This is a genomic window from Flavobacterium sp. AC274 (genome assembly GCF_979258275.1).
Map to the genome: position 1 here is coordinate 4629906 of NZ_OZ409852.1, position 18745 is coordinate 4648650.

The window sequence follows — 18745 nt, forward strand, 5'->3', positions numbered from 1 at the left end:
AAAATACACTTGCGCTAATTTTTTATCTTTAAAATAACAATTACACAATATTTTTATTTTGATTTAATTACAGTTTATTATAATTTTAATTAGGAATAATTCACAAAATCAAACATACTTAATATTGAATCTCTTAAAAAAATGAAAGAATTAAGCTATTTAAACAAATATTTTATTAAATATAAATACAGTTTTTCCTTTGGAATTTTAATAACCATAATCGCACAAATTTTTTTCTTATTCACTCCAAAGCTTGTCAGTCACTCTTTTAATGTTATTGAGCAATTTTTAAAATTGTCTGATGCCGATCAAAAATCTTCCATAATAATTAATTATTACAAGCAGGATTTAATTCACAACGTGCTGTTAATCATTGGGAGTGCAATTGTTGCTGGTTTCCTGACTTTCCTGATGCGCCAGACTTTAATTGTAATGTCGCGACATATTGAATTTGATTTAAAAAATGAAGTTTTTAAACAATATGAAAATCTTTCGCAAAATTTCTACAAACAAAACCGTACGGGAGATTTAATGAACCGTATTAGCGAAGACGTTTCTAAAGTTCGTATGTACGTTGGTCCCGCGGTAATGTACACGATCAATACGTTTATTCGTTTTGCCATTGTTATCTTATATATGTATAATGTTTCGCCTTTGTTGACTTTGTACACGATATTGCCGTTGCCTATTCTGTCTTATTGTATTTTTAAACTGAGTTCAGAAATCAATAAAAGAAGCACCACTTTTCAACAATATTTATCAAAAGTTTCTAGTTTTTCACAAGAGATATTTTCCGGAATTCGCGTAATAAAAGCATATTCATTAGAAAATCAACATCAAAATAATATGGTAGCTCTTGCCGATGAAAGCAAAAAGAAAAGTTTAGATTTAGCAAAAGTACAATCACTTTTTGGGCCTTTGATGATTGCCTTAATCGGAATTAGTAATTTGGTTGTGATTTATTTTGGAGGCGTAATGTACATCAACGGAACGATTCCGAACATCGGTACAATTGCCGAATTCATTCTCTATGTAAACATGTTAACATGGCCTGTTGCTTCATTAGGATGGGTTTCATCCATGGTTCAGGAAGCAGAAGCCTCTCAAAAACGTTTAAATGAATTTTTGAAAATTGAACCGGAAATTAAAAATAACAACGAAAATCCATCTACTATTCAGGGCTCGATTTCTTTCGAAAATGTAAGTTATACTTATGAAGATACCAATATTGAAGCTTTAAAAAATGTAACTTTTACTGTGAAAAAAGGAGAAACGCTTGCTATATTAGGAAAAACGGGTTCGGGAAAATCAACAATATTATCTTTAATTTCTCGTTTATATGATGTTACCGAAGGAAAAATTATAATTGATGGAAATGAAATAAGCACTTTAAACCTAAATGATCTTCGAAATAATATCGGGATTGTGCCACAGGATGCGTTTTTATTTTCGGATACCATTAAAAATAACATCAAATTTGGCAATCAGAATGCGAGCGACGAGGAAGTTATGGAAGCCGCAAAAAATGCTGTGGTTCATGACAATATCATTGCTTTTAACAAACAATATGACACTATTTTAGGCGAAAGAGGAATCACGCTTTCAGGCGGACAAAAGCAGCGTGTGTCTATTGCAAGAGCGATTATTAAGAATCCTGCTATTCTGCTATTTGACGATTGTCTGTCTGCCGTTGATACTGAAACAGAAGAGACGATTTTGAACAATTTATTCGAAATTTGCAAGGATAAAACTACGATTATTGTAAGTCATCGGGTATCTTCAGCAAAAAATGCCGACAAAATAATCATTTTGGAAGATGGCAAAATCATCCAACAAGGCTCTCATAATCAATTAATAAATCAGAAAGGATATTATGCATCGTTATATTTAAAACAACTTTCGGAAAAAGAATTACTTTAATTGTTGCGTAATAGATAAATTTTTATGATTTTTGAGTACTATTAATTCCAAAAATGATAGAACGTATTATGAGAGAAAATGACATGTTAGAAAAAGAAGAGATTTTTTCTAAAGTATTACGAGCAGGAAGAAGAACTTATTTCTTTGATGTGAGAGCTACTAAAGCAGACGATTATTATATCACGATTACAGAAAGTAAAAAATTTACCGAAGAAGACGGTTCTTTTCATTTTAAAAAACACAAAATTTACTTGTACAAGGAAGATTTTGGTGCTTTTGCCGAAATACTAGAGGAAATGACTTCATATGTCTTGAACCACAAAGGCGAAGAAGTAATCTCTGAAAGACATCAAAAAGATTTTAAAAAAGAATATGGTTCTGATAAACCTGAAGGCCAAAGATCTAGCTTTACAGATATCGATTTTGACGATATTTAGTCCAATATAACTTTTTAAAAAGTACGAGTCCAATATGTCCTGCATTTTGGACTTTTTTTATATATTTAAATTTAAAAAAGCTAACCTTGAAAACACTAACCACAAAACCACATTATTGCTTATTATTGTTTCTCTCCATAATATCAATATCCTACAGCCAAAAAACCGATTTAAATGTTGAAAAGAAAATCGGCAACATCATAAAAAACATGACCCTGGAACAAAAAATTGGTCAGGCATGCCTTAAAGGAACTTCAAGCCGCAGTAAAGGTTTATCTGAAGAACTTAAAAATGATGTTCGAAAGGGTTTAGTAGGTGCTATTTTAAATCTTACAGATCCAAATCTTGTTTTTGAAATACAAAAAATTGCAGTCGAAGAAAGTCCCAATCATATTCCGTTATTATTTGGAAGAGATGTTATTCACGGTTATAAAACTATTTTTCCGATCCCTTTAGGCCTAGCTGCTTCTTGGGATATGGATTTGGTCGAAAAAACATCAAAAATCGCCGCTAACGAATCGTATTCAAGATGCATTAACTGGACGTATGCACCAATGGTTGATATAGCCAGAGATGCCCGCTGGGGAAGAATTGCAGAATCACCAGGTGAAGATCCCTTATTGGCATCACGATTGGGAGTTGCTTATGTAAAAGGATTTCAGGGAAATGATCCTTCAGTTCCGGGACAAATTTTAGCCTGCGCCAAACATTTTGCCGCTTATGGAGCTGCAGAAGGCGGACGAGATTATAACACTGTAAGCATGTCTGAATCTTTGCTTCGAAATGTATATTTAAAACCTTTTGAAGCCGCAGCAAAAGCTGGAGCCGCTACCTTCATGAGTTCTTTTAACGACGTAAACGGAGTTCCGGCTTCTGGAAACCCTTTTTTACTTAAAAAAATATTACGCGAAGAATGGAAATACGATGGCTTTGTGGTAAGCGACTGGAATTCGGTTACTGAAATGATTCCACATGGTTTTGCGGCTGACGAAAAAGATGCTGCATTAAAATCTGCCTCAGCAGGACTTGACATGGAAATGACCAGTTTATCGTATGCCCATCATTTAAAAACGCTGATTGCTGAGAAGAAAATCTCTGAAAAGCAACTGGACGAAATGGTTCGTAATATTCTACGAATAAAATTTAGAGCAGGAATTTTTGAAAATCCGTATTTTAAAGACCGCGAAAAATTTTCATTATTAAGTGCCGATGCTTTACAAACTGCAAGAACTGCGGCGAGCAAAAGCAGCGTTTTATTAAAAAATGAAAATCAGATTTTACCTTTAAAATCCAATCAAAAAATAGCGGTTATTGGCCCTTTGGCAGATGCCTCACGAGAACAATTAGGAACGTGGATTTTTGACGGAAATAAAGAAGATTCTCAAACGCCGCTAAAAGCATTACAAAATAGTTTTGGAGCAAATAATGTATTTTATTCCGCCGGACTTTCACATAGTCGATCTATGTCTGAAGAAGGTTTTGCAGCCGCAATTGCAGAAGCTAAAAAATCAGATGTGATTTTGTTTTTTGCAGGAGAAGAAGCTATTCTTTCGGGAGAAGCTCATTCAAGAGCCAATATTAACTTACCGGGTTTACAGGAAAAATTAATAGCAGAATTACAGAAAACAGGAAAGCCAATTGTATTGGTAATAATGTCCGGAAGACCTATTACTTTAGGAGCTATATTGCCAAAAGTAAATGCCTTAATTATGGCATGGCATCCGGGAACAATGGCTGGCCCTGCAATTTCTGATATCCTTTTGGGAGTTGTAAATCCGTCAGGGAAATTGCCTGTAACATGGCCAAAAGAAGTCGGTCAGATCCCTATTTACTACAACCATCCAAATACTGGAAGACCGGCAGATCCTAAAACTTTTGTGGCGATTCAGGATATTCCTGTCGAAGCCTGGCAAAGTTCTCTGGGAAATAATTCGCATTATCTTGATGCGGGTTATGAACCTCAATATCCGTTTGGATTTGGTTTGAGTTACACGACCTTTTCTTATGAAAATTTAAAAATTGAAAAAGCAGTTCTTAAAAATAATAATACCGAAAAATTAAACGTTTCTGCTGTTATCACCAATACAGGAAATACGACAGGAACGGAAACTGTGCAGCTATATGTTCGTGATATTACAGGAAGTATTGTGAGACCTATTCGAGAACTCAAAGATTTTGTACAAATCGAATTAAAACCTAAAGAATCTAAAACCGTACAATTTTCAATTCCTGTTTCTGATCTTGCTTTTTATAATGATAAAATGGAACTTAAAACAGAACCTGGCGACTTTAAAGTCTGGATTGCTTCGCATGCAGAGAATGGTCTGGAAGGCGATTTTAAAGTGGAGTAAAAATTTATATTATGAAGAAAATAACCGTATTACTTTGCTTTTTTATTGGAGTTTTCTCTTTTGCCCAAAAAACAGAATATGAAACGAAAACCAATATTCAATATTATAACGCTGCAATTAATAAATCAGATGCTTATATTAACGAAAGATGTGTTTTGGATATTTATTACCCAAAAAACACTAAAAATTTCGCAACAATAATTTGGTTTCATGGCGGAGGTTTAACCGGAGGAAGCAAAGAAATCCCCGAAGCCTTAAAAAACAAAGGGTTTGCCATTATTGGCGTTAATTACAGGTTATCTCCAAAAGCAAAAGCAGCAAGAGCCATTGATGATGCCGCTGCCGCTGTTGCATGGGCATTTAATAATATTGCTAATTATGGCGGTGATAATTCCGCAATTTTTGTTTCAGGGCATTCTGCAGGAGGATATTTAGCCTCGATGATTGGTTTGGATAAAAAATATCTTCAAAAAGAAGGAATTGATGCTAATAAAATTGCAGGCTTAATTCCGTTTAGCGGTCAGTGCATTACCCATTTTGAAATTAGAAGAGAAAACGGAATTCCCGAAAAACAGCCAACAATTGACGAATTTGCACCACTTTTTCATGTTCGTGCCGATGCTCCTCCTCTTTTATTAATTACCGGAGATCGCGAATTAGAAATGTTAGGGCGCTACGAAGAAAACGCATATATGGCACGCATGATGAAATTAGTGGGGCATAAAGAAACTAAGCTTTACGAATTAGACGGATATGGTCACGGGATGACAGAACCTGCATTTCCGTTGCTTATAAATGAAATAAATCGTATTTTGAAAGAGAAACAAATCAAAAAATAATAATTTAAAAAATCCACGGCAATGGAAGCAAACTTATTGATATTACCCGGACTGGGAAATTCTGGTGACAAACACTGGCAAACTTTTTGGCATAAAAAATTCGAAAATTCAACTCGCCTTGTTCAGGACAATTGGGACGAGCCTGTTCGTGAAGAATGGCTCGAAAGATTGAATGAGGAAGTTGCAAAACTTGATAAACCAACTATTTTGGTTGCGCATAGTCTTGCGGTTTCATTGGTAAACCATTGGGCGGCATTAAACAGTAACAAAAATATTGTTGGCGCATTATTAGTCGCTCCCGCCGATGTAGATTCACCTCAACATACGCCGGAGATTATTAGAAATTTTGCTCCAATGCCCATTTCAAAATTACCTTTTCCGTCAATAGTTGTGGCGAGTGAAAACGATCCGTATGCTTCTTTTGAAAGAAAACAATATTTTGCTGAAATGTGGGGAAGTGATTTTGTAAACGTAGGACAAAAAGGTCACATTAACTCTGATTCTGATTTAAAATATTGGGAAGAAGGGCAGGTGATTCTGCAGAAATTAATTTCTAAAATAGGTCAATAAATTTAACCGCAAAGTTCGCAAAGATTTTCACATTTGAAGTTAAAAAAAGGAAGGTTCGCAAAGCCTTATGTTATTAAACTTTGCGAACCTTGCGTAGAACCTTTGCGAACTTTGCGGTTAAATTAACCAATACGCAAACCGTTTTCTATTTTAAAATCGGGAGCTAATAAAATCACGTCTCCCTCCTTGCCTATTGCGCCAAGAACAAGACATTCGCTCATAAATTTTCCAATTTGTTTTTTGGAAAATTTACAACCGATATAATTTGTCTATTTATTAAATCTTCTTTTTTGTAATGTACTGTAATTTGTGCAGATGATTTTCTGATGCCAATTTCGGCACCAAAATCAATTGTGAGTTGATAAGCAGGTTTTCTGGCTTCGGGAAAATCATTTACTTCAATGATGGTTCCTACGCGCATATCGGTTCTCTCAAATTCATTCCAGGTTAAATCCATTATTTTAAGATATTAATATTGTAAGTATTGACTCAAATTCTATAACTTTTTTTGTCGATGAAGCTTTTAATTTTACAAATGTAAATGATAAAGCTAACAATTAAAAAAATATAAAATGGAAAATGTTTTAACGAATAGCAGCCCGTCTCTTAGAGATTTAAATTGTGATATTTCCGTACAATGTACTGATAAGTATATAGAAACAGATCCAAATGTAAAATTATATGTAAGAGATTATGGTAAAGGAAAACCGGTAATTTTAATTCACGGCTGGCCGCTTTCTAATGAAATGTGGGAATATCAAATCGACTTTTTAGTGCAAAATGGCTTTCGCGTAATTGCCTACGATCGCCGTGGATTTGGTAAATCTTCGCAACCATGGGAAGGTTATGATTATGATACTCTGACAGATGACTTAAAAGAAATTATCGAGCAGTTACATTTAGAAGATGCTACTCTTGTAGGTTTTTCTATGGGCGGTGGCGAAGTTGTTCGTTATTTCAGCAAATATGGTGGAAAAGGTGTTACAAAAGCGGCCTTGATTTCTTCCGTTGTTCCATTTTTATTAAAAACAACTGATAATCCAGACGGACATCCAAAGGAAAAAAGTGATAATACAGCCAATGCAATTAAGGAAGACAGAATAGGTTTTGTAGATAATTTTGGAAAAACCTTTTTTGGTGTAAATATTATCAACAAACCGTTAAGTACGCCATTGATGGAATATTACAGAATGTTGTGTTCTTTTGCTTCTCCAAGAGCGACTTTAAAATGTGCTGAATCTTTTTCTTATACTGATTTTAGAGATGAACTGGATTTTGTAAAAGTTCCTACTTTAATTATTCATGGCGATGATGACAAAATTGTTCCAATAGATTTAACATCTAAGAAAACAGCAGAGGCCATCCGTCAAAATACATATATTGTGTACGAAGGCGCTCCACACGGATTGTTTTATACACACAAAGACAAATTAAACTCAGATTTATTGGATTTCTTAAATTCATAAAATCTTCTATATATATCATTTCCTAAATACAATATCCAAAGAGCTATTTTTAATAATATGTCTCTTTGGATATTTTTTTATTTGAAATTTATGGATCAGATTCAAAAGTTTAGAAATAGACAGCAGAAGCAGAAAAAAATTTAACCGCAAAGTTCGCAAAGTGTTCTTTTACTATAGCTTTTATAAAAAGGCAAAGTTCGCAAAGGTTTGTATTGATTTAGCTTTGCGGACTTTTAATTTCTTACGATACCGCAAAATAAAAATCTTTGCGAACTTTGCGGTTAAAATCACTAACAGCATAAAAAAATCCTGTTTGTCCACAACATTTAGTCCTGATCCTTTTTTATTCAGATTTTAAATCTAAATTTGAATAAAGAACTTTTACACAATGGCACAAACTTCTTCAAATATGATTCCGCTTGGAACAATTGCTCCAAACTTCAAACTAAAAGATACTAATTCTAATAACGTTTACTCGTTTGAAGATGTAAAAGGATCAAAAGGAACACTTGTGATTTTTATCTGCAATCATTGTCCGGTTGTGCATCATGCATTACCGGAAATTATTATGATCGCTAATGATTACCGTGTACAAGGAATTGGAATAATTGCGATTTCCAGCAACGATGTTAAAAAATATCCGCAGGATTCTCCGGAAATGATGACAGAATTTGCTTTTCAGAATAAAATAGATTTTCCTTATTTATTTGATGAAAGTCAAGAAGTTGCCAAAGCTTATGACGCCGCATGCACACCCGATTTTTATTTATTTGATAATTTAGATCGCTTATTTTACCGTGGTCAGCTTGACGATTCAAGACCAAATAACGGAATTCCGTTAAGTGGAAGTGATTTACGAAGCGCCATAGATGCCTTGATTTACAACAGAAGTTTAAACGAAACTCAAAAACCAAGTATTGGCTGTAGTATTAAGTGGAAATAAGATTTTAGCTTTTTTAGAAAACTTTTCCTATATTTGCAGATCAATAAACATTTCTCATTGTGAGTACTATAAATATATTTACAGCTACATCTTTGTTGTTTTCTTTGAAAAGAAAACCGCTTGCTGCTGCATTTATTTCACATAGTAAGGCCTTTATTAATTAGGCCTCCGTCTATTTCAATTTCTTCTTTCAGGCGGAGGATTTTTACCAAAAAACGAATCATTTATTTTATTTGAAAGAGTAAATTCTCTCTCAAATAATTTTTTGGTTCTTTCAATTAAAATTTTTCAAAACATTCATTAGCCTATCTCGAATGCAATATGCATTTGAAAACAATTTAAGCTTTATCAGCCTATCAATCAATTATTCAAGTTTAAAATTCAATAAATAATACATATCATTATGAAACCAACACCCACTTTCTGTAAAACAGATTATCAGTTTCTAAGAGAACTGATACTAAAAAGTAAAAATTCAACAAACACAAAAGAAGCCAATCAGCTTTCACAAGAATTAGATCGCGCAGTTATAAGCAAGGAAAGCGAATTAGATCATTCTGTTGTCAGAATCAATTCGTTTGTTACAATTGAAGATGTCAAGGCAAAAAAACAAATGAAAATTCAAATTGTTTTACCTTCTCTATCTGATGTAAAATTGGGAAAAATTTCAATTTTAGCGCCTTTAAGTGTTGCTATTATTGGTTTTAAAGAAAATGACGAAGTCGATTGGGAATTGCCTGCCGGAATAAAAACTTTAAAAATAATTGCTGTAGACAATACGGCTGTACATCATTCTTAAATTTTAAAACACCTCATTTGTGAAGGTGTTTTTTTGTTCTCAACTAAAATAAAAAAAGCATCCCGTTTAAAGAATGCCTTTCTAAATACACTTATAATTGGGATGTAATATAGTTTGATATCGAAGCCATTTGAACATCATCTAAATGTGCTTTCTTCTGCATCCTTGTCAAAATTGGCTTCCATTCCTCCTGACTAAATTTCTTTGGCTCGTAAAGTTTGTGGCATCTTGCGCAACTGTTATCATAAAGGTTTTTTCCTTCCGCCAATTCAGGTGTTAATTCTGTGGCTTTAGTTTCGGTAACTGTAGGTGTAGCTGCTACAGCAGGAACCGATTTTTTAGTTCCGCATGAAACTAAAAGTAGAGTTACAGCGGTTAGGATTAGGATTTTTGCTTTCATTATTTTGCTTTAATTTTTGAGTAAATATAAAAAAATCCCACTCGGCTGGCGAATGGGATTATTATTTAAAACAAAACTAAATTGTTTTTAAGCTTCTTATTTTACGTCCATTAATTCAACGTCAAAAATCAAAGTTGCGTTTGGTGGAATTACCCCTCCTGCACCTGCAGCTCCATAAGCTAAATCAGACGGAATTACAAAACGAGCTTTGTCACCAACTTGTAATAAAGCGATACCTTCGTCCCATCCTTCAATAACCTGACCTTGACCTAATCTAAATTCGATTGGTTTTTTTCTTGGGTAAGATGAATCAAAAACTTTTCCGTTTTCTAATGAACCTTCGTAGTGTACAGAAACTGTTTTACCTGCTTCAGCCTTTTTACCGTCTCCTTTATTAATCATTTTGTAACGTAATCCGCTTTCTGTTCTGTCAAATCCAGCAGCTAATTGCTCCATTTTAGCTTCAGATTCAGCTTTTAAGGCAGCGTCTCTTTTTAGACGTGCACCTTTTAAACCAACAAAAGCTTCAATAGCATTCCATTTTTCAGCTTCTTCACCAACTCTGATGATTTCTACTGCATCAAGATTATCACCTTGAGCAACAGCATCAACAACGTCCTGACCTTCGATTACGTGACCAAAAACAGTATGTTTTCCGTCTAACCAAGAAGTTGGAACGTGAGTGATGTAAAATTGTGAACCATTACTTGCAGGACCTGAGTTTGCCATAGCTAAAACTCCCGGACGATCATGTTTTAAACTTGGGTGAAATTCATCATCAAATTTATAACCAGGATCTCCAGTTCCTGTTCCTTTAGGACATCCACCCTGAATCATAAAATCAGGAATTACTCTATGAAATGTTAATCCGTCATAGAATTTTTGTCCCTGTGGTTTTACTTTATTTTCCATATTTCCTTCTGCAAGAGCTACAAAATTCCCTACGGTTCCTGGTGTTAAGTCGTGTGTAAGTTTTACTAAAATCGAACCTTTACTAGTATTGAATTTAGCGTATATTCCGTTTTCCATGTTGTAATTTTTAATTTTGATTGCAAATTTACAAATTAATTCTGTATCAATTTGTGCTTTCTATTTTTTAGTCCCGAAGCGTCGGGATGATTTATAAGTAAGTCCGTAAACTGTAAATGCTAATAAAGACAATCCAACACAACCAATACTTACGGCGTGCCATCCTCCTAATTTCCATAATAATAATCCGTATGCAGATCCTGCAGCCGTTCCTAAAAAACTAAACGACATAAATACAGTATTCAATCTGTTTCTTGCTTCCGGAAGTAGGGAATAAACACGGGTTTGGTTTGAAATATGAACGCCTTGAATTCCGATATCTATAAATACAATTCCAATCGCAATACCAATTACGCTTTCTACTGAAAAGTAAAAAATCAAGAAGCTTATTAATATCAACAAACAGCCATAACCCACCGCTACTCTCGACCCGCCTTTGTCCCCTATTTTTCCAACCAAAGGTGCTGCCAAAGCTCCGGATGCACCAACAATTCCGAATAAACCAATTGTCGCACTATTAAAATGAAAAGGTTCTCCGGAAAGCAGCAATACCATTGTAGTCCAGAAAGCACCAAATTGTGCAAAACTAAATACATTAATCATGGTAGCTTCGCGCAAAACCGGCTGGGTTTTTATAAGGGTAAAAAGTGACTGAATTAACTGTCCGTAAGTTCCCTGAAACTGAGGTTTATTAATGGGGAATTTATTCTGAATTACAAAAAAGATCAAAAGACAAATTCCGGCTGCGATATAAAACATCGATCTCCAACCCAAAACCTGACCAATGAATCCGCTTAAAGTTCTTGAAAGTAAAATTCCGACCAATAAGCCGCTCATAATAGTTCCAACAACTTTTCCTCGTTGTTCCTGCGCACTTAATGAAGCCGCCAATGGCAAAATAAGCTGTGGGACTATTGAAGTGATTCCTATTAATAAAGAAGCAATTTGCAAAAGAAAGAAACTCTTTGCTGTTGCAGCTAAAATTAAGGCTATTACCGACGCAAAAGTGGTCATCAAAATTTGCTTTTTACGCTCGATTTTGTCACCTAACGGAACCATGAAAAATAAACCAATTGCATATCCGGCTTGTGTAAGATATGTTATGGTTCCTGCATTTGCTTCCGGAATTTTAAATTCGTTGGCTATTAAAACAATTAAAGGCTGGCAGTAATAAAGATTTGCAACTATAAGTCCAGTGCAAACTGCCATAAATAAGACATTCGTTTTGGATAAATTCATTTTGCAAAAATACCAATCTAATTTTAACCAAGACTTTAAAAAATGTAAAAAATTTTCAAATTCAGAATCAAATCAGAGATTGATTTTAAAGATTATATTGATTTTTAAAACTTTATGATTTCATAAAATCTTCCCGCATCGGGCTAAATACATCTGTTAAAAGTCCGCTTTCGAGACAAACAACACCATGAATTGCATGTGGCGGAATATAAAAGCTATCGCCTTCTTTTAATGTTTGGGTAACACCAGAAATTGTAACATCGAATTTACCGCTTGAGACATAAGTTACCTGAGAATGATAATGTTCGTGTAAAACACCTATTCCACCTTTTTCAAAATGAACATTTACCAGCATTACTTTATCATCATAAGCCAGTATTTTGCGTTTGATTCCTTCACCAACTACTTCCCATTCAATATCATCGCCTTTTATAAATTCTTTACTTGTTCCGAAACTTTGCATATTTATTCTGATTTTATTCCTACAAAAATAAGGTTTCTAAATGAATTATTCTAAAGCAATTCTTTGGAAATAAAATCATAGCTGTTTTTTATAGACTCAAAAGAATTTGGATTGTAATTATTCTCCTGTTCAACAAAAAAATGTTTCATTCCTGATTGTTTTGCTTCCTTAAAAATAGTTTTAAAATCAATTGAACCCGAACCAACTTCAGTATTTAAAGCTTGATTTAATTTGTCCATATCTTTAACATGCCACATTTTAAAACGTCCGGGATTTTCCTTAAACAATTTTAACGGATCATTTCCTGAGCGAACCACCCAATATAAATCCAACTCAAAATACACTAAATCTTTGTCAGTTTCTTTTAGTAAGATTTCATATCCGGTAATTCCATCGTGTTCTTGAAATTCAAAATCATGATTATGATACGCTAATTTTAAACCTGAAGCTTTGCACATTTTTGCAGCTTCATTTAATCGTGACGCTATTGTTTTAAAATCTTTTCTAAATGGCTCATCAACCCAGGGAATTGTCAAATACTCGCTTTTTAAAACTTTTGCTGCTTCAATTGCCGCAATAAGCTCTGCTGTGTTTCCATCATATAAAAAACTTCCTAAATTATAATGTCCGCTTACGGCTTTTAATTGATTTTCGTCTAAGATTTTTTTAAGTGCTGTTGGCGAAATTCCCCAAAACTGATCTTTTATAGAAAATCCATAAGTTTCAATATTTGTATAACCCGCGGCAGCTACTTTTTGCAAGGTAGATTTTACATCTTTCGAAATTTCATCTCGCAATGTATATAATTGTAAACCAATTTCTTTTTTGTTCATAGTAAAAGCTAAAGATGGCATCGCTAAAACTGCTGCAGTAGCTAAACCGGAATTAATAACAAAAGTTCTTCTGGAAATCATCTTATCTTTTTTAAATAAAAATAATCTTTTAAATAAAATCTTTAATTAAATTGACTTTCAAAATTACATATAAAATCCTGAAGCGCAACTTCTGTTTCTTCGTTTATAATTTTTCCTTCTTCATTGATTTTTCCTCGGATGCCCTGAATTAAAAGTTGTGTATTGTCCAAAAAATTAGCTTCGAGCGTTTTCATTATAAGCAATAATTGCTTGTGCCCCATTTCTCCAGAGGCCGAAGCAGTTATTAATCCAGTATTTTTATTTGAAAAAACAGTAGTTGAAACACACCATTCTAAAGCATTTTTTAAACTTCCCGGTAAACTAAAAACATATTCGGGAGTACAAATTAGCACGCCATCTGCCTCATTTATTTTATTCCTGAAAGAAGCAACAGTATTTGGTGGATTCTCATTATCCAAATCAGGATTGAAATGTGGTATTTCAGTCAGCTCTTCAAATATTTCAACTTCGAATTCAGATTTTATATGTTCCGAAATGTATTTTAAAATTTTGTAGTTGCTTGAATTTTTTCTGTTACTGCCGGTTATTGCAAGAATTTTTGTTTTTTTTGAAATCATAATTTCTATAAAAATAGAGTCTTCTAGATTAATTCCTTAAAAATAAACCTTTCATCATAATCTATTTCAAATTTGTCTAGAAAATCGATATATTCTTCCCTAAATATTTTCTTTTGATGATGTAATTCTTGATTTTGAATATAATTTACAACGGCATTTAATTGAGATTTAATGTATGAAAATGCACCATAACCTTCCTGCCATTCAAAATGATTTTTTAAAAAATTGTTTTTATTAATCCACTTTGAAGAATCTTGCTTAATATGTTTCATCAAGTCAGAAATTGACTGAGCAGGTCTGATTCCAACTAATATATGGATGTGATCTGCAACACCATTTATAGCTAAAAGTTTATGATTGTTACTTTTTATAATTCCTGCTATGTATTTGTATAGTTCATCTTTCCAATCATTACTTATTATAGCTTGCCGAAATTTTACTGCAAAAACAAAATGAATATGAATTTGAGTGTATGTATTTGCCATAATATGTAGTCCCTACGGGACAATTTGTGATCGGATTATTTTTTTCTACCAATAGATAATTCCTAGCGGAATATTGAATTATAAAAAATCATTTTATGTTCATTGGTAGATTAGATTGCAAATATATTAATTTGAAAGAATAAAGCTACTAAATTATTACTGTTTTTAGTATCTCAGTAGTATGTTCCATCACAACCAAAAATATTGATCCAAAAAGAAATTAAAACCAAAACATTTGTCCTCAAAGATCGTATGAAAAACATGTTTCATTAGGAACAAAATATTGGTGATTAAAAAAATATAAGCAAAGACCATTCCATCACAAGATCGTATGAAAAACATGTTCCGTTAGGAACAAAATATTGGTAGCAAAAAAGTATTTAACCAACACGATTTTGTCCCGTAGGGACTACATAATTAACAGATAACAAAGATTAGATGAAATTAACGGCAAAATATTTACGTTCAAAATTCAAATATTATATATTTTCAAAGTTCTCAAATATTACTTTGTATCTTTGCCGCTTAGAAAATATTGAAGAAAAATGCGAATTGATATTATTACTATTTTGCCGGAATTATTAAAAAGTCCGTTTGAGGCTTCGATTATGAAACGTGCCATCGACAAAGGTTTGGTTGAAGTTCATTTTCATAATTTGCGAGATTATACGACTAACAAACAAAAAAGTGTAGACGATTATCCGTTTGGCGGAGGCGCCGGAATGGTGATGACCGTTCAGCCTATTGATGCTTGTATTACTCATTTAAAAAGTGAGCGTGAATATGATGAAATCATTTATATGTCGCCAGATGGAGAAACTTTAAACCAAAAAATGGCGAATACAATGTCAATGTATGAAAATATTATCATTTTATGCGGACATTATAAAGGTGTAGACCAGCGTGTTCGTGATCATTTTATTACCAAAGAAATTTCGATTGGTGATTATGTTTTATCCGGAGGAGAATTAGGCGCTTTGGTTTTATCTGATGCTTTAATTCGATTAATTCCAGGAGTTTTAAGCGATGAAACTTCGGCATTGACAGATAGTTTTCAGGATAATTTACTTTCCGGACCTATATACACAAGACCCGCAGATTATAAAGGATGGAAAGTTCCGGAAGTTTTAACCAGTGGTCATTTTGCCAAAATTGACAAATGGCGCGAAGATATGGCGTATGAACATACAAAGAACAGACGCCCGGATCTGTTAGAATAAATTCCAAATTTTTAAAATTCCAAATTCCAATTGATCAACTAGTTAAAAGATTGGAATTTGGAATTTACTTATATTGTAATTTGACGTTTTGAATTGGAATTTGGAATTTTAAAAATTTGGAATTTGAATTTATTTAACTACATTTGCACCCGAATTAGACTAACCTCTGGCGAGATCCGTGAATGTTGCTCTATTATAAAAAACCATAATTTAAGATATCATGGCAGATTTAATGAAATTCGTTCAAACCGAATTAGTTGCTAAAAAAGATTTCCCTGTTTTTGGAGCTGGAGATACTATCACAGTTTTCTACGAAATTAAAGAGGGTGAAAAAACAAGAACTCAGTTTTTTAAAGGAGTTGTTATTCAAAGAAGAGGTTCTGGTAACACAGAAACTTTTACTATTCGTAAAATGTCTGGTGCTATTGGTGTTGAGCGTATCTTCCCGGTAAACTTGCCAGCTTTACAAAAAATTGAAATCAACAAGAAAGGTGCTGTACGTAGAGCTAGAATTTTCTACTTCAGAGAACTTACTGGTAAAAAAGCTAAGATTAGAGATAAAAGAAGATAATCATTTATCTCTTTGTTATAAAAAAACTCGTTTCATATTGTTTGAAACGAGTTTTTTTTATGCTTACTTTTTTAAAATAACAAAACAGCAATATTTTAATATCAAAATCATCGAATTAGCAATTTAACGATGCCGAAATAACAATTTCGTAATTCCTGTATTTATCCGGAAAACTACACCGTTTTCGGACTGTTTTTATTATATTTGCTCCGCTCATTTCGAGCCAACTATACCTTTTACATCGCGTACCCTTTGCGATACGATTATAAAAAAAAAATGACACAGAATTCAAAAATTTATTACACCTTAACTGATGAGGCGCCATTATTAGCGACTTATTCTTTTTTACCAATTGTTCAGGCATTTACAGCTACGGCTGGTATCGCTATCGAAACCAGAGACATCTCGTTGGCAGGTAGAATTTTATCCAATTTTCCTGAGGTTTTAACAGATGCTCAAAAAACCGGAGATGCTTTGGCTGAATTAGGTCAATTAGCTACACAACCAGAAGCTAATATTATTAAATTACCAAACGTATCTGCATCTGTACCGCAATTAAAAGCGGCTATTGCAGAATTACAATCTCATGGTTACAAAATTCCTGATTTTCCTGAAGAGCCTCAGAATGATGCTGAAAAAGAAATCAAAGCTAAATACGCTAAAGTATTAGGTTCTGCTGTAAACCCTGTTTTGCGTGAAGGAAATTCTGATCGTAGAGCGCCAAGAGCAGTTAAGAACTTCGCAAAAGCAAATCCACACTCTATGGGTGCTTGGTCTGCTGACTCAAAAACTAAAGTAGCTTCTATGCCAAATGGTGATTTTTACGGAAGTGAAAAATCACTTACTGTTGCAGACGCTAATGATGTAAAAATTGAATTCGTTGCAAAAGATGGTACAACTACTGTTCTTAAAGCAAGTACACCATTAAAAGCTGGCGAAATAATCGACAGTTCTGTTTTAAGTGTAAAAAAATTAAAATCTTTTGCTGCTGAAGCAATCGCTGAAGCAAAAAAAGAAGGTGTTTTACTTTCTGTGCATTTGAAAGCTACAATGATGAAAGTTTCAGATCCAATTATCTTTGGCGCTATCGTTGAAGTTTATTTTGCTGATCTTTTCAAAAAATATGAAACTTTATTTGCTGAATTAAATATTGATACCAGAAATGGTTTAGGTGATATCTACGCAAAAATTGCAGGAAGACCTGAACAAGCTGCAGTTGAAGCTGACATTACTAAAGCAATCGAAAACGGACCGGCTTTGGCAATGGTAAATTCTGATAAAGGAATTACAAACTTACACGTTCCATCTGATGTTATTGTTGATGCTTCTATGCCGGCAATGATTCGTACTTCTGGACAGATGTACAATAAAGAAGGAAAACAACAAGATACAATCGCTGTTATTCCAGACCGTTCTTATGCCGGAATTTATACTGCAACTATCGATTTCTGTAAAAAACACGGTGCTTTTGATCCTAAAACAATGGGAAGTGTTCCTAACGTAGGTTTAATGGCTCAAAAAGCAGAAGAATACGGATCTCACGATAAAACTTTCCAATTGCAAGCTGACGGAGTTGTTCGTGTACTTGATAATAAAGGAACTGTTTTAATGGAGCAAAACGTTGAAGCAAATGACATTTTCAGAATGTGTCAGGCAAAAGACGCTCCTATTCAGGATTGGGTTAAACTAGCTGTAAACAGAGCTCGTTTATCTGATACTCCTGCTGTTTTCTGGTTAGACGAAAACAGAGCGCATGATAGAGAATTGATTGCAAAAGTTCAAAAATATCTTAAAGATTATAATACTACAAACTTAGATATTCGCATCTTAAATCCGGTTGCTGCAACTGAATTTACTTTAGACAGAATCATCAAAGGTTTAGATACTATCTCTGTAACAGGAAACGTTTTACGTGATTACTTAACAGATTTATTCCCAATTTTAGAATTAGGAACTTCTGCAAAAATGTTATCTATCGTTCCGTTAATGAACGGTGGTGGATTGTTCGAAACTGGTGCCGGAGGTTCTGCTCCTAAACACGTTGAGCAATTTACAGAAGAAGGATATTTACGTTGGGATTCACTAGGAGAATTTTTAGCTCTTGGTGCTTCATTAGAGCATTTAGGACAAACTTTAAATAATTCTAAAGCAATTATTTTAGCTGAAACTCTTGACGAAGCAAATGATAAATTCCTTGCAAATGATAAATCTCCAGCTCGTAAAGTAGGTCAGATTGATAACCGTGGTTCTCATTTCTACCTTGCTTTCTATTGGGCTCAGGCTTTGGCAGCACAAAATAAAGATGCTGAATTAAAAGCTATTTTCACTCCAATTGCAGCTCAGTTTGAGGCTAACGAAGCTAAAATCGACGCTGAATTAATTGGTGCTCAAGGAAAACCTCAAACTCTTGGCGGTTACTACCAGCCAACTCCGGAGTTAGTAAGCAAAGCAATGCGCCCAAGTGCGACATTCAATGCAATTCTTGCTGAAATTAAATAAATAAAATGTTTACACATTAATA

The 18745-nt window shown here is 33.7% G+C and carries 18 protein-coding genes and 1 pseudogene; 11 read left to right on the top strand and 8 right to left on the bottom strand.

The features are described 5' to 3' along the window. Window positions 1-141 precede the first annotated feature (141 nt). The 5 genes from ACZZZT_RS21020 to ACZZZT_RS21040 all read left to right on the top strand — a co-directional run bounded on the left by ACZZZT_RS21020 (window position 142) and on the right by ACZZZT_RS21040 (window position 6117). A complete protein-coding gene (locus ACZZZT_RS21020) occupies window positions 142-1920 on the top strand; it encodes an ABC transporter ATP-binding protein (protein ID WP_463461804.1) in 1779 nt (592 codons plus the stop codon). Between the two features lie 68 nt (window positions 1921-1988). Then, window positions 1989-2357, top strand: a complete 369-nt coding sequence (locus ACZZZT_RS21025; protein WP_026981839.1) for a PUR family DNA/RNA-binding protein — start codon at window positions 1989-1991, stop codon at window positions 2355-2357. An 86-nt stretch (window positions 2358-2443) separates the two neighbouring features. After that, complete coding sequence (bglX, locus tag ACZZZT_RS21030; RefSeq protein WP_463461805.1) at window positions 2444-4708, top strand: beta-glucosidase BglX; 2265 nt, start codon at window positions 2444-2446, stop codon at window positions 4706-4708. A gap of 11 nt (window positions 4709-4719) precedes the next feature. Beyond that, a complete protein-coding gene (locus tag ACZZZT_RS21035; RefSeq protein WP_463461806.1) occupies window positions 4720-5547 on the top strand; it encodes an alpha/beta hydrolase in 828 nt (275 codons plus the stop codon). Window positions 5548-5568: 21 nt separating this feature from the next. Further along, on the top strand, window positions 5569-6117 hold the full coding sequence (locus ACZZZT_RS21040) for an RBBP9/YdeN family alpha/beta hydrolase (RefSeq protein WP_463461807.1): 549 nt from the start codon (window positions 5569-5571) through the stop codon (window positions 6115-6117). 122 nt (window positions 6118-6239) lie between these two features. Here ACZZZT_RS21040 and ACZZZT_RS21045 read toward each other — a convergent pair. Further along, a pseudogene (locus ACZZZT_RS21045) lies at window positions 6240-6574 on the bottom strand (tRNA-binding protein). A gap of 115 nt (window positions 6575-6689) precedes the next feature. Between ACZZZT_RS21045 and ACZZZT_RS21050 the strand changes: the two are divergent. The 3 genes from ACZZZT_RS21050 to ACZZZT_RS21060 all read left to right on the top strand — a co-directional run bounded on the left by ACZZZT_RS21050 (window position 6690) and on the right by ACZZZT_RS21060 (window position 9325). Then, window positions 6690-7583, top strand: a complete 894-nt coding sequence (locus tag ACZZZT_RS21050; protein WP_042566422.1) for an alpha/beta fold hydrolase — start codon at window positions 6690-6692, stop codon at window positions 7581-7583. Between the two features lie 388 nt (window positions 7584-7971). Next, the gene (locus ACZZZT_RS21055; protein ID WP_463461808.1) at window positions 7972-8526 is read left to right on the top strand and encodes a thioredoxin family protein; all 555 of its coding nucleotides are present in this window, start codon (window positions 7972-7974) and stop codon (window positions 8524-8526) included. A 403-nt stretch (window positions 8527-8929) separates the two neighbouring features. Beyond that, window positions 8930-9325 (top strand): GreA/GreB family elongation factor, encoded by a 396-nt coding sequence (locus tag ACZZZT_RS21060; protein WP_463461809.1) that lies wholly within the window; start codon window positions 8930-8932, stop codon window positions 9323-9325. Between the two features lie 91 nt (window positions 9326-9416). On the opposite strand, the gene ACZZZT_RS21065 is transcribed toward ACZZZT_RS21060, so the two are convergent. The 7 genes from ACZZZT_RS21065 to tnpA form a co-directional block, all read right to left on the bottom strand. Next, window positions 9417-9725: a c-type cytochrome gene (locus ACZZZT_RS21065; protein ID WP_073393082.1), complete on the bottom strand. Its 309-nt coding sequence runs from the start codon at window positions 9723-9725 to the stop codon at window positions 9417-9419. 96 nt (window positions 9726-9821) lie between these two features. Further along, window positions 9822-10754: a peptidylprolyl isomerase gene (locus tag ACZZZT_RS21070; protein WP_042566426.1), complete on the bottom strand. Its 933-nt coding sequence runs from the start codon at window positions 10752-10754 to the stop codon at window positions 9822-9824. 60 nt (window positions 10755-10814) lie between these two features. Further along, window positions 10815-11963 carry an MFS transporter gene (locus ACZZZT_RS21075; RefSeq protein ID WP_463461810.1) on the bottom strand — a complete coding sequence of 383 codons (1149 nt, stop codon included), beginning with the start codon at window positions 11961-11963 and terminating at the stop codon, window positions 10815-10817. A 142-nt stretch (window positions 11964-12105) separates the two neighbouring features. Then, window positions 12106-12456: a cupin domain-containing protein gene (locus ACZZZT_RS21080; RefSeq protein WP_042566428.1), complete on the bottom strand. Its 351-nt coding sequence runs from the start codon at window positions 12454-12456 to the stop codon at window positions 12106-12108. A gap of 50 nt (window positions 12457-12506) precedes the next feature. Continuing rightward, window positions 12507-13370, bottom strand: coding sequence for a sugar phosphate isomerase/epimerase family protein (locus ACZZZT_RS21085; RefSeq protein ID WP_463461811.1), 864 nt, complete (start codon window positions 13368-13370; stop codon window positions 12507-12509). A 41-nt stretch (window positions 13371-13411) separates the two neighbouring features. Further along, window positions 13412-13948: an NADPH-dependent FMN reductase gene (locus ACZZZT_RS21090; protein ID WP_463461812.1), complete on the bottom strand. Its 537-nt coding sequence runs from the start codon at window positions 13946-13948 to the stop codon at window positions 13412-13414. A 23-nt stretch (window positions 13949-13971) separates the two neighbouring features. Further along, on the bottom strand, window positions 13972-14433 hold the full coding sequence (gene tnpA, locus ACZZZT_RS21095) for an IS200/IS605 family transposase (protein ID WP_463461813.1): 462 nt from the start codon (window positions 14431-14433) through the stop codon (window positions 13972-13974). 545 nt (window positions 14434-14978) lie between these two features. Here tnpA and trmD point away from each other — a divergent pair. The 3 genes from trmD to ACZZZT_RS21110 all read left to right on the top strand — a co-directional run bounded on the left by trmD (window position 14979) and on the right by ACZZZT_RS21110 (window position 18723). Beyond that, window positions 14979-15653 carry a tRNA (guanosine(37)-N1)-methyltransferase TrmD gene (gene trmD, locus ACZZZT_RS21100; protein WP_059116141.1) on the top strand — a complete coding sequence of 225 codons (675 nt, stop codon included), beginning with the start codon at window positions 14979-14981 and terminating at the stop codon, window positions 15651-15653. A gap of 220 nt (window positions 15654-15873) precedes the next feature. Further along, window positions 15874-16224, top strand: a complete 351-nt coding sequence (rplS, locus tag ACZZZT_RS21105) for a 50S ribosomal protein L19 (RefSeq protein ID WP_042566433.1) — start codon at window positions 15874-15876, stop codon at window positions 16222-16224. A gap of 276 nt (window positions 16225-16500) precedes the next feature. After that, window positions 16501-18723: an NADP-dependent isocitrate dehydrogenase gene (locus tag ACZZZT_RS21110; RefSeq protein WP_463461814.1), complete on the top strand. Its 2223-nt coding sequence runs from the start codon at window positions 16501-16503 to the stop codon at window positions 18721-18723. The last annotated feature ends 22 nt before the right edge of the window (window positions 18724-18745 follow it).